Below are 15,511 nucleotides of genomic sequence, written 5' to 3' on the forward strand. Positions count from 1 at the left end.
CGTCAACTATTTTCGCCAAAATACGCCCGTTCCGTCGATGTCGACGATCTCCGCGGATATCCCGTGTTTTTCTCGGTAGTCAGTCACGGCTTTCTCGCACGCCTTCACCGCCAGGTAGTCGTCGACGATGCAGAAACCCCCGGGCGACAGGCGCGGATACAGCGCATCCAGAGCCTGGATCGTGGATTCATAGAGATCCCCGTCCAGTCGCAACACCGCGATGCGTTCGATCGGGGCGTCGTGCAGGGTGTCCTTGAACCACCCCGGGAGAAACCGGACTTGGTTGTCCAGCAGCCCGTATCGCTCAAAATTGGCCCTGACATCAGCTTCCGACACCCCTAAGATGCCGGCAGCGAACTCGGCCCTGATCCCTTTGTCCGCCTCGTAGTTCTTGGTGTCAGAGCGCGGGACACCTTGAAAGGAGTCGCACAGCCACACGTTGCGCGTCGTGTCCCCGTACGCCGCCAAGACGGCCCGCATCAAGATGCACGCACCGCCTCGCCATACTCCGGTTTCGACGAGGTCGCCGGGGACGTCTTCGTCCAAGACCGTTTCCACGCAATGCTGCAGGCTGGTGAGCCTCTTCATGCCGATCATCGTCTCGGCCTCAGGCGGCCAGTCCAGCCCGGCGTCGCGCACATGCTGGCCCCGCACGCCCGCCCCTCTGAGCATGGGGCCGACCGTGTTGACCGCCTTGAGAAGCAGACGCCGCCGCAGCGGCCAATCTGACGGCATCCGCTCGTGCATTCCAAACCGGGTCAGGTTGCGTCGAAGCAGATCAAGGTACAACGAGCGCACGTCGTAGTCGGTAACGGTCAAAATCGCTCACTCTCGCACACCAGCATTTTCGGCGCTGAGTCTAGACTTACCTTGGCGTCAATTTTTGTCGTTTCCGGCAGAACTCGACTCTCAGTCGACCCGCTTGCGGCGGGCGTAATCCTCCATCAGATCGGCGGCGGCCGCGACGCTCTCGGCGGGTTTGGTCATTCGTGTCGCGATCTGACGTGCGCGCGCGAGGTATTGCGGTGCCAGGATTCTCCGCAGGTCGGCGACCAGCGTTTTCTCCGAGGTGGCCGCGAACCGCCGCGAGGTGCCGACCTTCAGGCCCTTGACCGCGGCCCCCCAGATCAACTGCACATCCGCCATCCACAGAATCAGCGTCGGGACTCCCGCGCGCAGTCCGGCCGCGGTGGTGCCCGCACCGCCGTGATGCACGACAGCGCGGCAGGCCGGGAAGATCGTCGCGTAGTTCACCGCACCCACGACCTTGACGTGGTCGAACTGCGGCACGTCGCTGAAGTCGGTCCAGCCGGCGCACACCAGGGCGCGTTCGCCGACCTGTGCGCAAGCCCCCGCGATCATGGCGATCATGTCGGCGGGTGACTCCACCGGAATGCTGCCGAAGCCAAAACAGATCGGCGGCGGCCCCGCGGCGATCCAGGACATGACGTCCTCATCCGATTCGGTCGGCAATTCCAGCGTCAGCGTGCCGACGAAGGGTCGCTGGCCATCCCATCTCGCCCACTCGGTCGCCAGCCCGGGGAACAACACCTCGTCGTATGCCTGGATCTCCAGCAGTTCTCGCTCGGCGATCCGACCCGGTACCGGGCCGGTCGCCCGTGGTAAGCCCAGCTTCCGCCGCTGCGCGTCGACGACCTTCCGCACGCCGCGCCAGATCAGCCACTCGTACATCTTCATCGCCCAGCGGACCGCAGGCGCGGGCACATTCGGCACGAGCCGGCCGTTGACGCGCATCGGGAACCACAACACGGTGGCCAACGCGACACCGCAGTACTCCGCGACGTCGAACGCGAGTTCCTCGTAGCTGACGCCGCTGACCAGTAAGTCGACGCCTTCCGCGACCGTGGCCAAGGTCTTGGTCATCTCTTCCCAAGCCCGGATGCCGGGCTCGCGTGACTCGCGGAGATACTGCTGCAGATCTCGGACCTTCCAGAAATTGCGGAAGAAGTAGCCCCAGAAGTCGCGCGTGTCCTCCAGCCACGCCTGCGTCTCTGGACCGTAGGAGACCGCCGAAAGGCCGACCGACTCGGCCGAGCCGATCAGGTCGGGAGGGACGGCCATGAGCACCTCGTGTCCCCGCCGCATCAACTCGCGGCCGACCGCGATGCCCGGCTCGACGTCTCCGCGAGTTCCGTAGAACGCCAGCACGAACTTCATCGGATACTCCGGCCTCTCCATCCCCGTAAGCGCCGGCCAACCGCCCCAGGCTCAGCGGCCGGACGGGCTAACCCGGCCAGCACGTTCACCTCGCCGATTGACCGCGGCGCGGACTCCAGATCGCAAAAGCATGTCAGTTACCCTGACGCTCGTGTCAAATAAGGTCGTTCTGTCGACACCGACGCCGTAGCGGGAGCCGCGCGCGACCCTGTGCCACCGGAGGCCATCTGTGACCACTCAGGACCCTGTACGCACATTGACCGGTGAAACCAGGCCGGACAACCGGCTTGCGCTGATGGACCAGGCGTTCTACGCGGGGCATCGCGCCAGCGGCCAAAAAGAGGTCATGCAGGTGGCGTGGCTCTACGACCGCCCCATCGACCTGGATGGGCTGAAGCGGTTTCACCAGATGATGAGCCGTTCGTTGTGGGGCCGGCTGATCGAGCGTTCACCTCTGCCGTTCGGTCGGTACCGATGGGTCGCAGCTCAGCGCTCGGCGCCCATCGATATCGCTGAGACTCCGCGTCCACGCGCCGAACTCGGCGACTGGTTCGACGAACGCGCACAACTGCCCGTCGACCCTGAACAAGGACCCGCCTGGCACGTCGGCGTCCTTCCTCTGACTGACGGCTCCACGGCGATCACCATGATCATCTCTCACTACGTGCTCGACGGCCTTGGCAGCGTCGTCGAGGTCGCCAAGGCGATCATGGGTCTTGCTCGCGACCACGACTATCCGCCCCCACGGTCACGCAGTCGCTTGCGCGCGTTGGTTGAGGATGCCGGTCAAGCCGCCCGCGACATGCCCGAGGTCGCGCGGGCTCTCGTCGCCGCGGCCAAAGAGGCCCGGCGTCGTCAAAACGACGACACCCGAAAAGCACCGAAGCCGACAACCGTCCGTCGCGGAGGAGATCACCACGTCGTCGTGCCGGGTGTCTGGGTCCTGATCGACTCGGAGGTTTGGGATGCGCGCGCGGCGGCCCTTGGCGGGGCGAGCAACACCCTGGCAACCGGATTGGCTGCGAAACTCGGCGAGTATCTGGGTCGTCGGCATCCCGATGATGGCACCGTCAAAATGCAGGTCATCGTCAGCGATCGCACCGAGGACGACACACGCGCGGTTGCGGTGTCTTTCGCCCGCACGGGGATCGACCCGACGGAGGTGACGAAAGATCTCAGTACCGCCCGCGGCGCGATAAAGGAGGCACTGAAGACCCTTCGGGACACGCCGGACGAAGCATCGCCGCTTCTGCCGTTGACCCCGTTCACACCGCGACGGACGTGGAAACAGCTGATGGAATGGGCGATGGACGACCCGGACCAGCCGGCGGTCATCTCCAATTTCGGTGACGTCGGCTCGGCGGTGACCTGTCCGGACGGCACCCAGTGCCAGGCCGCGTGGGCGCGCGGGACGAACCAGCACATCACCGAGGATCGACTCGAGCGAACCGGCGGTCTGTTGCAGGTGTTGTTCGGTCGGCTGCCCACGGTCGGCAAGATCTCCATGAGTATTCAGGCCTACCAACCCGGGGGCGTGACCACCAAGGCCGCTCTGCGGGATCTGGTGGTGAGCACGTTGGCCGAATTCGACCTGGCCGGCGAGATCGACTGACGAGTCGTCTGTTTGAGGGACCACGCCGGAAACGCCGCAGAGCAGGAGGTTTGCTGATCAGGCCACCGCAACTTCCGCCGCGTGCTCAACAGGGGGAAATCCCCCGGATGCAACACAGGATCATGCATTACCATCCGTCGTTACGGAACCGTCAATATGAATACGGCCTACATGGTTAGGTGTTCTCAGAATCGGTCGCGGTGCCAGCGTGGTGCGTCATCCCGTTCGGCAGGCATGGCTTCGGGTGAATCGGCGGAAAGGGAAAGGAATGGGTGTGGTGGTCGACGGCAGTACCTACGACGTTGAGCCCGCCCGATCCGACGTCGCCGTCGAGGACGGCCCTAGCCAGACTCGCCGCAAAGGTTTCCTTCGGCGACGGGCGCGTCAGCCGTCACCCACGTCTCAAGTAAAGCGGCCGGCTCGCGCCAAGCGCCGTACCCCAGCGTCGTTGATGTTCCGCCTGTTGAGGCGGGTGTGGCTTCCGCTGGTCATAGTCGCTGTGCTCGTCGCTGGTGGATTCACCGTGTCACGGCTGCACAGCATCTTCGGCAGTGTGAATTCTCTGTCATATGGCGACACGAAAGTAGACGAAACCCCCATCAACCCCAAGTACTTGAAGTACGAGATCTTCGGGCCGCCGGGAACTGTCGCTCAAATCAGCTATTTCGACGAGAACGGCAGCCCGAAATTCATCAAAGACGTGCCGTTACCGTGGTCGCTCGAATTTCCTATCACCACCGCGGCGGGTGTCGGCAGCATCGCGGCAAACGGGGATAGCGAGAGTCTCGGTTGCCGCATCTTGGTGGACAACGTCGTGAAATCCGAGAACATAAAACAGCACGCGGTGAGCACCTTTACCAGCTGCATGCTGAAGGCCGCATGAGCAACCACCTGCTGCACAACACTCGACCGCTGGCGGCGCAGACCATCCGGCGGTTTGCGGTGCCGATCATCTTGGCGTGGTTGGTGGTCGTCGCGATCTTGACCGTCGCCGTTCCGACGCTCGAAGAGGTCGAACAACGGCAGGGCTTGTCGCTGAACCCCACAGACGCGCCGTCATTCCAGGCTGCCGAGCGGATGAGCGAAGCCTTCGACTCCCCCGACTCGGGTGGTGCGGTGATCATCGTCCTGGAGGGCGACGAGCCGTTGGGCCAGGCCGCGCGCGATTACTACGACCATTTGATCGGTGAGCTGCGAGCCGACCACCAACACGTGCAGGGTGTCCAGGATTTCTGGGGTGACGAACTCACCCGGGGAGCCGCGCAAAGCGCTGACGGCAAGGCCGCCTATGTCCAAATAAGCCTCGTCGGTAGCCAAGACCAAGACCTGGCCACCACGAACGAATCGGTCGCAGCCGTTCGGGGCATCGTCGAACGGATCCAACCCCCCCCAGGGGTGACCGCCTACATCACCGGCCCTTCGGCGATCGCCGCTGATATCAGCGCAAGCGGGAACCGGACCGTCATCCTGATCACGGTGGTCAGCATCGCCGTGATTCTTGTGATGCTGCTTTTCGTATACCGTTCGGTCGCTACTGCTTTCCTGTTGTTGGCGGTGGTGGGGATTCAGTTGCAGGCCGCGCGTGGAATAGTCGCTTTCCTTGGCCTGCACGACATTATTGGCCTGACGACTTTCGGCGTGAACCTGCTCGTCGCGCTCTGCATCGCCGCGGGAACTGATTACGGAATATTCTTCTTCGGCCGTTATCAGGAGGCACGGCAGGCCGGCGAGGATCGAGAAACCGCCTTCTATACCACTTATCGAGGGGTTGCCAAGGTGGTCTTGGCCTCCGGGTTGACGATCGCCGGGGCGCTTTACTGCCTGAGCTTCACGCGGTTGCGGTTCTTCAATCTTTTGGCGCTGCCGTGCGCCGTGGGTGTCTTGGTCGCAATCGCGGTCGCGCTCACGCTCTTTCCCGCGATCATCACGGTGGGAAGCCGGTTCGGCTTACTCGACCCGAAGCGCACCCTCAGCACCCGCGGGTGGCGACGGGTCGGCACCGCGATCGTGCGTTGGCCGGCGCCCATTCTCACCGCGACCATGGCGGTCACCCTTATCGGACTGCTCGCACTGCCGGGTTTCAAGCCGAGCTACAACGATCAGAAATATCTTCCAAAAAACATTCCCGCTACTCAGGGCATGACGGCGGCAGCGCGGCATTTTCCCGAGTCGGTGATGATGACGCCCGAGATCTTGATGGTCGAAACCGACCGCGATCTGCGCAATCCAACCGATTTCCTGATCCTGAACAAGCTGGCCAAATCCGTGCTCGCGGTTCCGGGGGTCGCGAAGGTGCAGGCGGTGACTCGACCCGAGGGAACCCCGATCCCGCACACCACGATTCCGTACATGCTCAGCATGCAACAGGCAGGCCAGCAGCAGTACATGTCTTTCCAGAAACCCCAGATGGACCAGATCCTCGAGCAGGCCAACATGCTCGAGGAAGCGATCAACATCATGCGGCATATGTACGGCCTGATGGAACAGATGGTCACGACGATGCACGACATGACCGCCAAGACTCATGAAGTACAGGAAATCACCGAAGAACTGCGGGACAGCATCGCGAATTTCGATGATTTCTTCCGACCGATCCGCAATTACTTTTACTGGGAACCGCACTGTTTCAACATTCCTATTTGCTGGTCGTTGCGAAGCATATTTGACGTGTTCGACGGGGTCGATGTACTCACCGAAAAGCTCGATGCCCTGGTACTGAATATCGACAAAATCGACATCCTCATGCCGCAGATGGTCGCCCAGTTCCCGCAGATGATCGCGATCATGGAAAGCATGCGGACGATGATGCTGAGCATGCATTCCACCATGAGCGGGGTCATGGGTCAGATGGACGAGGCCAACGTCGACCCGACCGCCATGGGGAAATCGTTCGACGCCGCGCAGAACGATGATTCGTTCTATATCCCGCCGGAAGTCTTCAAGAACGAAGATTTCAAACGGGTCATGGACATTTTCATTTCACCGGACGGCAAAGCGGTGCGGATGCTCATCACCCAGAAAGACGATCCCGCATCCCCCGACGGCATCGCGAGGGTAGACGAGATCAAGCTCGCTGCCGAAGAAGCCCTCAAGGGCACACCGCTGGAAGGTTCCTCGATCTATCTCAGCGGGACCGCGGCCATGACGAAGGACATCGTCGTGGGGTCGCAATTCGACCTGATGATCGCCGTAGTCGCGGCGATCTGCCTGATCTTCATCGTCATGCTGATCATCACGAGGAGTTTCGTTGCCGCCCTCGTGATCGTCGGCACGGTTCTGGTGTCGCTTGGCGCCGCGTTCGGAGTGTCGGTGTTTGTCTGGCAGTACCTACTCGGCATACCGATCCACTGGGCAGTTCTCGTGATGGCGGTGATAGTCCTCCTCGCCGTCGGGTCCGATTACAACTTGCTTCTGGTCGCGCGGATAAAGGACGAGCTGGGCGCGGGCATCAACACCGCGATCATTCGCGCGATGGCGGGCACCGGCAAGGTCGTGACCACCGCGGGGTTGGTGTTCGCCGCAACCATGGCCTCCATGGCGATCAGCGACCTGCTCAGCATCGGTCAAATCGGCACGACGATCGGACTGGGTCTGCTGTTCGACACGCTGGTCGTGCGCGCGTTCATGACCCCGTCCATTGCCGCGCTGTTGGGCCGCTGGTTCTGGTGGCCGCAACAAGTGCGGCAACGACCGGCGAGTTCGTTGCTGAGGGCCACGGGGCCGCGCCCGTTGGTACGGGCCCTGCTACAGACCCCACCACCGGACGCGGCCGGCGTCACGGCCCGCGCAGGCAACACCGGAGAGCACCGTGACACACGGCGATGACGTCGGTGTCGGCTGCCGCCTAGTAACCACCGCATGAACACCGACCGTCGAGCCCCATCGATGGCACGGGCGATCCGCCGACTCGCGCCGTTGATCATCCTGGCGTGGATAGCCCTGACGCTGCTCGTGACTTTTGCGGTCCCGTCGCTCGAGCAGGTCGGCCGGGAACAGGCCGTGCCGATGAGCCCACGCGACGCACCCTCGGTCGAGGCGATGCTCCGCATGGGCCAGGTGTTTCAAGAGGCCGATTCCGACAGCATGGCAATGGTCGTCCTGGAGGGCCAGCAACCTCTCGGTGACGAAGCCCGCGCGTATTACGACGGCTTGATCCGCGCGTTGCGAAACGACCCCCACGTCGAGCACGTGCAGGATCTGTGGGGCGATCGACTCACGGCGGCAGGCGCACAAAGCCCCGACGGCAAAGCCGTTTACGTGCAGTTGAATCTGGCTGGCGATCAGGGAACGCCGAAGTCACAAGAATCCGTGAAAGCGGTGCGCGACATCGTTGATCGGACACCACCGCCCCCCGGTATCGAGGTCCACGTCACCGGCTCGGCCTCGCTTGTCGGGGACATGACGCACAGCGGTGAAAGATCCATTCTGAGGTTGACGTTCGTAGGCGCACTGATCATTTTTCTGGTGCTGCTCATCGTCTACCGGTCGTTCGTCACGGTGATTCTGCTGTTGGTCACGGTGGGCATAGAGGTATTCGCCGCGCGCGGGATTGTTGCCTTCATCGGCCATCAGGATCTGGTCCTGCTCTCGACGTTTTCCGTCAATCTCCTGGTGGCTCTTGCGATGGCGGCAGGCACCGACTACGGGATCTTCTTCTTCGGCCGCTACCAGGAGGCCCGTCAGTCCGGAGAGGACAGGGAGACGGCGTTCTACACCACGTACCGCGGGGTGGCCCCGGTGGTGTTGGGATCGGGTCTGACGATCGCTGGCGCATTGTTGTGCCTGAGCTTCACCCGGATGCCGATCTTCCAGACCGTGGGCGTGCCGTGCGCTGTGGGCATGGTCGTCGCGGTCGTCGTCGCGCTCACGCTGGTTCCGGCCGTATTGACCGTCGGAAGCCGGTTCGGCCTGTTCGATCCGAGACGCAGAATCGGGACCCGTCGGTGGCGGCGGGTCGGGACAGCCATCGTCCGCTGGCCCGGCCCCATTCTGGTCGCGACATTGGCGGTCACGCTGGTCGGCCTGGTTGCACTGCCGGGCTACCGAACCAGCTATGACGACCGCCAATACCTACCCGGCGACGTCCCGGCCAACCTGGGCTACGCCGCTGCTGACCGTCACTTCTCCCAAGCCCGGATGATGCCCGACATTCTCATGATCGAATCCGATCACGACATGCGTAACCCGAACGACTTTCTGATACTGCACAAATTGGCAAAAGCGATCTTCCAGGTGCCCGGCGTTTCGCGCGTGCAGGGCATAACCCGGCCCGAGGGCACGCCGATCGAGCGCACCTCAATACCTTTTCTCATCAGCATGCAGAACGCCGGCGTGGTCCAGATGATGAAACATATGCGCGCCCGCGTTGACGACATGCTGAAACAAGCCGAGTTGATGGACAAACAGATCGCTCTGGCGAAGGTCATGTACGACATACAACGGGAATTAACCGACATCGCCCATGACACAACGAATTTGACCAAAGACATGTCCTTTGTGGTCGCTGATCTACGAGACCACCTCGCCGATTTCGACGATTTCTTCAGACCGATCCGAAACTACTTCTACTGGGAGCCGCACTGCTTCAACATCCCGGTCTGCTGGGCACTGAGAAGTATCTTCGATGCACTCGACACCGTCGATTCACTCACCTTCAAGATGCAGGACCTCGTAAAGGACCTGGAACAACTGGATGCCCTGCTGCCGCAACTACTCGCCTCGTTGCCACGCATGATCGCCATCATGACCACCATGCGGGATATGTTGCTGAAAATGCACAGCACCATGGGCGGTCTGTTCGACGTGCTGAACGAATCGACCGAGGACGCCACTGCCATGGGCCAGGCGTTCGATTCCGCCAACAACGACGATTCGTTCTATCTACCCCCGGAGGTGTTCGACAATCCCGATTTCCAGCGCGCAATGAACTCTTTCCTTTCCCCGGACGGAAAGGCGGCGCGATTCATCATCTCCCACAAAGGCGATCCCGGATCGCCTGAAAGTATCGCGAACATCGATCGCATAAGGATGGCGGCCGAGGAAGCGCTGAAGGTTACCCCGTTACAGGGTGCAGACGTTCATCTTGCGGGTGCCGCGTCGACATTTCAGGACCTGCGGGACGGCTCCAAATATGACCTGTGGATCGCGGCGGTCAGCGCACTCTGCTTGATTTTCATCATCATGCTCGTCATCACGCGGAGCATCATCGCGGCCCTGGTCATCGTCGGCACGGTGGCACTTTCTCTGGGCGCATCGTTTGGGATGGCGGTGCTGATCTGGCAGTACATTCTGGGCATCAATTTGCACTGGATGGTGCTTCCGATGGCCGTGATCATCCTTCTCGGTGTCGGATCCGACTACAACCTGCTGCTCGTATCCCGGATAAAAGAAGAAATCTCGGCCGGCATAAACACGGGCATCATCCGCGCCATGGGCGGCACCGGCAAGGTCGTGACGAACGCCGGGCTGGTGTTCGCGTTCACGATGGCCGCGATGGTGGTCAGCGATTTGAGGATCATCGGACAGGTCGGCACCACCATTGCTCTGGGCCTGATGTTCGACACGTTGGTCGTGCGCGCGTTCTTGACTCCGTCGATCGCCGCGCTTCTCGGACGGTGGTTCTGGTGGCCGCAGATTGTGCGCCCACGCCCGGCAAGCCACATGCTGCGCTCCGAAGGTCCGCGCCCACTGGTGCGCGCCTACCTGCTGCCGAGAGACGATTCCGATGACGCGATCACGACGCCGCTCGAGCCTGTGAAGTCATAGCGTCAACGTGAACGAGCCGTCACGCACTTCCAAAGCGTCTGGTCAACGGTATTGCGCCACGCCAATTGAGCCGGGGTGGCGGTCCGTGGCCACCACGGCCATCCCAGGCCAGGGTTGATATTGTCCGCAAAGTAAATTACGTTCCGAGAACGGGTCAGACCTGTGCGGTATGACAGAAGGGCCCCGAACTGGCAATGTCCGTCAAATCTAGGGTGTCGATGGGTCAGCTTCGAGCTAAAAAAGGCGGCGCCATGGTCGGCGCGTTGGTCGTCTCCAGTGCGCTTGCCACCGGGGGGTTCAACGGCGCGCCAGCCGCCAACGCAACTTGTTTCTCGGCCTTCGGGATCGGTAACGGTAACGGTTGCACGAGCAACCTGACCACGATCGCGATCGGGATCGGCCCCGGGGCGGTCGCGAACGCCTCGTTGGGAATCTTCAGCAGCGCCGTGGCGATAGGTGCCGGCGCCAGTGCGACCGCCGGCCTGAGCGCCTTCACCAACGTGACCGCGTTCGGCGACGGCGCCACTGCCGGGGCGCTTTTCTCCATCCTGGGAATGGTTACTCAGATCGGCCCGGGGACTGCCGCAGCGATCGGCGGACCCAACATCGCCATCAGCCTCGCGCCGCTTGTTGGGAGCCCACCGGCTAACTCGGGCGCCTCCGGCGGCGGCAATATCGCCTTCCAGTTCGGTCCGGGCACCGCCTCAGCCATCGGTATTGCCAATTTCGCCATCGGCATGTCACCTTGGGGCGACGGGTCGCAGAACACCGTCGCAGGTTTCGTCGGCACCGCCGCGTTCAACCTTTACAACAACAGCGTCGCCGCCGCGCAAGGTTTCCTTGCACTGGCCGTGAACGTTCTGAATTTCCAGCTGTGGCCGTTTCCGCCGCTGGTCAACTTGATGAACTCGATTGTCAACGGCATCGAAGCCATCCTGAGGTTTTTCGGATTCAACGCACCGCCCCCTGCGGCTGCGGCCGATGCCTCAACGTTGGCTGCGGGGGTCGACGAACCCGAGAGCCCTGCGCCCGCCCCCGAGTTGCAGATGGCAGCAGCGGCCGACGAGGGCGCTGAGTCCGGATTCACCATGGCGGCGGCCGCCACGGGAGTCGACGGATCGACTATCACAGACGAACCGGAAGCCGTTGAATCACCAGTCGAGGACGCAGAACCCGGCGAGTTGGTGGATGCCACCGCATCTGAGGACGAGACCGAAGTCGAGGCGGAGGAGAGCGTCGGTATAGAAACCGAAACCGACACCGACACCGACGTCGACACCGACGTCGACGTCGACACCGACACCGACGTCGACACCGACACCGACCAACTTGACGACGCCGACGCTGTCGCAGCGGTCAAGACCGATGACGAGGCGTCCACGACCACCACAACCGGATCGACGGTGACGTCGAGCGGCAACGACGGGAACGAGACGTCGACGACCGCCACCACCTCGGCCGACACCGGTTCCGGCGGCGTCGACAAGGCGTCCGCATAGCTGGCACGGTCGGTGATCGACAGACTTACGATGGCGCCATGAAAGGGATCATCCTGGCGGGTGGCTCAGGCACGCGCCTGCATCCGATCACACTCGGGGTCTCCAAACAGTTGGTCCCTGTCTATGACAAACCGATGGTGTACTACCCGCTCTCCACACTGATGTTGGCGGGTATCCGTGACATCCTGGTGATCACCACGCCGCACGACGCGGAGAGTTTCGAACGACTCCTGGGCGACGGGTCGCAGTTCGGAGTATCGATCACGTTCGCCCAGCAGCCCTCGCCGGACGGGCTGGCCCAAGCGTTCACGATCGGCGCGGATTTCATCGGCACCGAGAAGGTCGCGCTGATTCTCGGTGACAACCTCCTGTACGGGCCCGGCCTGGGCAGCCAACTCAGCCGCTTCGACGACGTCGACGGCGGCACGATTTTCGCCTACTGGGTGGCCGAACCGTCCGCATACGGCGTCGTCGAATTCGATGCCGGCGGAACCGTGGTGTCGCTGGAGGAAAAGCCCAAGCAACCGAAGAGCAATTTCGCGGTGCCGGGGCTCTACTTCTACGACAACGACGTTGTCGCAATCGCGCGTGACCTCGCGCCGAGCGCGCGCGGTGAATACGAGATCACCGATGTCAACCGGGCCTACCTGGAACAAGGCCGGCTGCGGGTACACGTGCTGCCCCGCGGGACCGCGTGGCTGGACACCGGAACCTTCGACCAGATGACCGACGCCGCCGACTTTGTGCGCACGATGGAACGCCGGACCGGCTTGAAGATCGGCGTCCCCGAGGAAATCGCTTGGCGGCAGGGCTTTCTCAGCGATGACGAATTGTGGGAACGGGCCACGCCGCTGGTGAAGTCCGGGTACGGAAAGTACCTGCTGGATCTGCTCGAGCGGGGCGCCTAGTGGGCCGGATTCTCGTCACCGGGGGTGCGGGCTTCATCGGCTCCAACTTTGTGCACTACTTGGTCGACCACACCGACCATCACGTCACCGTCTTGGACAAGCTCACCTACGCAGGCAACCTCGCGTCGCTGTCGGGCCTGCCGGAATCGCGGATGACATTTGTCCACGGTGATATCGCCGACCCGGAGCTTGTCGACGAGCTCGTGGCATCAGTCGACGCGGTCGTGCACTATGCCGCGGAATCGCACAATGACAATTCCCTGCATTTCCCGCAGCCGTTCGTGCACACCAATGTGATCGGTACCTTCACGCTGCTTGAGGCCGTGCGTAAACACAGGGTCCGCCTCCACCATGTCTCCACCGACGAGGTGTACGGCGACTTGGCGCTCGACGATCCGGCCAGGTTCACCGAATCCACTCCGTACAACCCGTCCTCGCCGTACTCGTCGACGAAGGCCGGCAGCGACATGCTGGTGCGGGCGTGGGCCCGCTCCTATGGGGTCGAGGCGACCATCTCGAATTGCTCGAACAACTACGGTCCATACCAGCACGTGGAAAAGTTCATCCCCCGGCAGATCACCAATGTGTTGTGGGGAATTCGTCCCAAGCTGTACGGCGACGGCCGTAACGTCCGCGACTGGATTCACGCCGAGGACCATTCATCGGCGGTACTGCTGATCTTGGAAAAGGGGCGAGTCGGCGAAACGTACCTCATCGGCGCCGACGGCGAGAAGGACAACAAGACGGTGGTCGAACTGATCCTGACCATGATGGGTCAGGATTCCGACGCGTACGAGAACGTCGCGGATCGGATGGGCCACGATCTGCGGTACGCCATCGACTCCACCAAGCTACGAAACGAACTCGGGTGGCGCCCACGGTATGGCGACTTCGAGGAGGGGCTGTCGGCCACCATCGACTGGTATCGCGAGCACGAGGACTGGTGGGCGCCCGCCAAGGAAGTCACCGAAGCGTTCTACGCCCAACTCGGGCAATAACGGAAAAGCCGAGCGATGACGGAGGCCGGCAAGATCTTGGAAGCTCAGCACACGCCCATTCCCGGGCTGACGGTATGGCAGTTGCCGCTCCACGGCGACAACCGCGGCTGGTTCAAGGAGAACTGGCAGCGCGCGAAGATGGTCGCGGCCGGCATGCCGGACTTCGGGCCCGTCCAACACAACATCGCGTTCAACGAATCGGCAGGAACCACGCGGGGCATCCATGCCGAACCTTGGGACAAGTTCGTCTCCGTCGCGGCCGGACGGGCTTTCGGGGCGTGGGTGGATCTGCGCGCGGGCGCGACGTTCGGAAACGTGTTCACCGTCGAACTGAATCCGTCTCGCGCCGTCTTTGTGCCCCGCGGAGTCGGCAACGCATATCAGACGCTCGAGCCGAACACGGTCTATTCGTATCTCGTCAACGATCACTACTCGCCCGGTGCGAGTTACACCTCGGTGCACCCCGCTGACGAAAGCGTCGCGATCGACTGGCCGATTCCGTTGGACCGGGCGGTGATGTCGGACAAGGACCGAGCCCAGCCAAGGCTGACCGACATCGATCCCGTACCGCCGACCAAGATCTTGGTGCTCGGCGCCGACGGGCAGCTGGGCCGCGCGCTGCGCGAGGCCTACGCCGGCATGTCGCATGTCGAGTTCGCGACCCGATCCGACCTCGACCTGGGTTCCGGTGACCTCGGTTCCGCACGCCCTTGGCGTGACTACGACACGATCATCAATGCCGCGGCATACACGGCCGTCGACAAGGCCGAGACCGCCGAAGGGCGCGCTGCTGCGTGGGCGACCAACGTCGCCGGGGTGTCGGCGCTCGCGCGAGTCGCCGCCCCGCATGGCCTCACCGTTGTGCACATCTCCAGCGACTACGTGTTCGACGGCACCAGCACACGGCCATATCGAGAGGACGACGCGTTCGCGCCGCTCGGCGTGTACGGACAGACCAAGGCCGCAGGCGACCAGATCGTGGCCACGCTGCCGCGTCACTACATCCTGCGCACGTCATGGGTGATCGGCGACGGACGCAATTTCGTACGGACCATGTTGTCGTTGGCCAACAGCGACGTGAACCCGTCCGTGGTCAACGATCAGTTCGGACGCTTGACCTTCACCTCGGAACTGGCCCGAGCGATCCGGCACCTCACCGAAACGGACGCACCCTACGGCACCTACAACGTGAGTTGCGCGGGATCAGTCGGTTCGTGGGCAGACATCGCGCAACGCACGTTCTCACTGGCCGGTCACGATCCGAAGCGGGTGACCGGGGTGGCCTCGGCCGTGTACTTCGGGAAGGTCGAAGGCCCGGTTGCGCCGCGCCCGGCCAACAGTGTTCTCGACCTGGCCAAGATCGAGGCCACCGGCTATGTCCCGGCCGACGCCGACGAGATGCTGGCGAACTACGTCAAGCTCGAGAACCGAGGAACCGCCGGCATGACGGCTCCTTAGCGATCGACACCGCATAGCGGCCCTGCGGGTGGAGGAACGACGAAACGCCGTCAAGGCGTCACCAGCAAATAAAACATAACGTCAATTAGGGCC

At 62.6% G+C, this 15,511-nt stretch carries 10 protein-coding genes; 8 read left to right on the forward strand and 2 right to left on the reverse strand.

What is annotated here, in order from left to right:
* Window positions 1-6 precede the first annotated feature (6 nt).
* The gene (locus G6N28_RS09060) at window positions 7-819 is read right to left on the reverse strand and encodes a TylF/MycF/NovP-related O-methyltransferase (RefSeq protein ID WP_163899553.1); all 813 of its coding nucleotides are present in this window, start codon (window positions 817-819) and stop codon (window positions 7-9) included.
* A gap of 90 nt (window positions 820-909) precedes the next feature.
* On the reverse strand, window positions 910-2,178 hold the full coding sequence (locus G6N28_RS09065; RefSeq protein WP_163906017.1) for a glycosyltransferase: 1,269 nt from the start codon (window positions 2,176-2,178) through the stop codon (window positions 910-912).
* A gap of 256 nt (window positions 2,179-2,434) precedes the next feature.
* On the opposite strand from G6N28_RS09065, the gene G6N28_RS09070 reads away from it, so the two are divergent.
* The 8 genes from G6N28_RS09070 (at window position 2,435) to G6N28_RS09105 (ending at window position 15,418) form a co-directional block, all read left to right on the forward strand.
* A complete protein-coding gene (locus tag G6N28_RS09070) occupies window positions 2,435-3,790 on the forward strand; it encodes a condensation domain-containing protein (protein ID WP_235674522.1) in 1,356 nt (451 codons plus the stop codon).
* A 463-nt stretch (window positions 3,791-4,253) separates the two neighbouring features.
* On the forward strand, window positions 4,254-4,673 hold the full coding sequence (locus G6N28_RS09075) for an MmpS family transport accessory protein (protein WP_163906021.1): 420 nt from the start codon (window positions 4,254-4,256) through the stop codon (window positions 4,671-4,673).
* Complete coding sequence (locus G6N28_RS09080; protein ID WP_163899555.1) at window positions 4,670-7,615, forward strand: MMPL/RND family transporter; 2,946 nt, start codon at window positions 4,670-4,672, stop codon at window positions 7,613-7,615. The genes G6N28_RS09075 and G6N28_RS09080 overlap by 4 nt, the downstream gene beginning before the upstream one ends.
* Window positions 7,616-7,648: 33 nt before the next feature.
* Window positions 7,649-10,555, forward strand: coding sequence for an MMPL/RND family transporter (locus tag G6N28_RS09085; RefSeq protein WP_163899557.1), 2,907 nt, complete (start codon window positions 7,649-7,651; stop codon window positions 10,553-10,555).
* Window positions 10,556-10,806: 251 nt separating this feature from the next.
* Window positions 10,807-12,054: a hypothetical protein gene (locus G6N28_RS26820; protein ID WP_179962043.1), complete on the forward strand. Its 1,248-nt coding sequence runs from the start codon at window positions 10,807-10,809 to the stop codon at window positions 12,052-12,054.
* Between the two features lie 38 nt (window positions 12,055-12,092).
* A complete protein-coding gene (rfbA, locus tag G6N28_RS09095; protein WP_163899559.1) occupies window positions 12,093-12,962 on the forward strand; it encodes a glucose-1-phosphate thymidylyltransferase RfbA in 870 nt (289 codons plus the stop codon).
* Window positions 12,962-13,960, forward strand: coding sequence for a dTDP-glucose 4,6-dehydratase (rfbB, locus tag G6N28_RS09100; RefSeq protein WP_163899561.1), 999 nt, complete (start codon window positions 12,962-12,964; stop codon window positions 13,958-13,960). The genes rfbA and rfbB overlap by 1 nt, the downstream gene beginning before the upstream one ends.
* A gap of 15 nt (window positions 13,961-13,975) precedes the next feature.
* Window positions 13,976-15,418 carry a sugar nucleotide-binding protein gene (locus tag G6N28_RS09105; protein WP_163899564.1) on the forward strand — a complete coding sequence of 481 codons (1,443 nt, stop codon included), beginning with the start codon at window positions 13,976-13,978 and terminating at the stop codon, window positions 15,416-15,418.
* Window positions 15,419-15,511 lie beyond the last annotated feature (93 nt).

This window comes from Mycolicibacterium pulveris (genome assembly GCF_010725725.1).
Taxonomy (GTDB): domain Bacteria; phylum Actinomycetota; class Actinomycetes; order Mycobacteriales; family Mycobacteriaceae; genus Mycobacterium; species Mycobacterium pulveris.

Excerpts from the sequence above, each read along its gene's own strand:
- G6N28_RS26820 (WP_179962043.1), top strand. The coding sequence starts at position 10,807 with ATGGTCGGCGCGTTGGTCGTCTCCAGTGCGCTTGCCACCGGGGGGTTC.
- G6N28_RS09085 (WP_163899557.1), top strand. The coding sequence starts at position 7,649 with ATGAACACCGACCGTCGAGCCCCATCGATGGCACGGGCGATCCGCCGA.
- rfbA (WP_163899559.1), top strand. The coding sequence starts at position 12,093 with ATGAAAGGGATCATCCTGGCGGGTGGCTCAGGCACGCGCCTGCATCCG.
- G6N28_RS09065 (WP_163906017.1), bottom strand. The coding sequence starts at position 2,178 with ATGAAGTTCGTGCTGGCGTTCTACGGAACTCGCGGAGACGTCGAGCCG.
- G6N28_RS09080 (WP_163899555.1), top strand. The coding sequence starts at position 4,670 with ATGAGCAACCACCTGCTGCACAACACTCGACCGCTGGCGGCGCAGACC.
- G6N28_RS09105 (WP_163899564.1), top strand. The coding sequence starts at position 13,976 with ATGACGGAGGCCGGCAAGATCTTGGAAGCTCAGCACACGCCCATTCCC.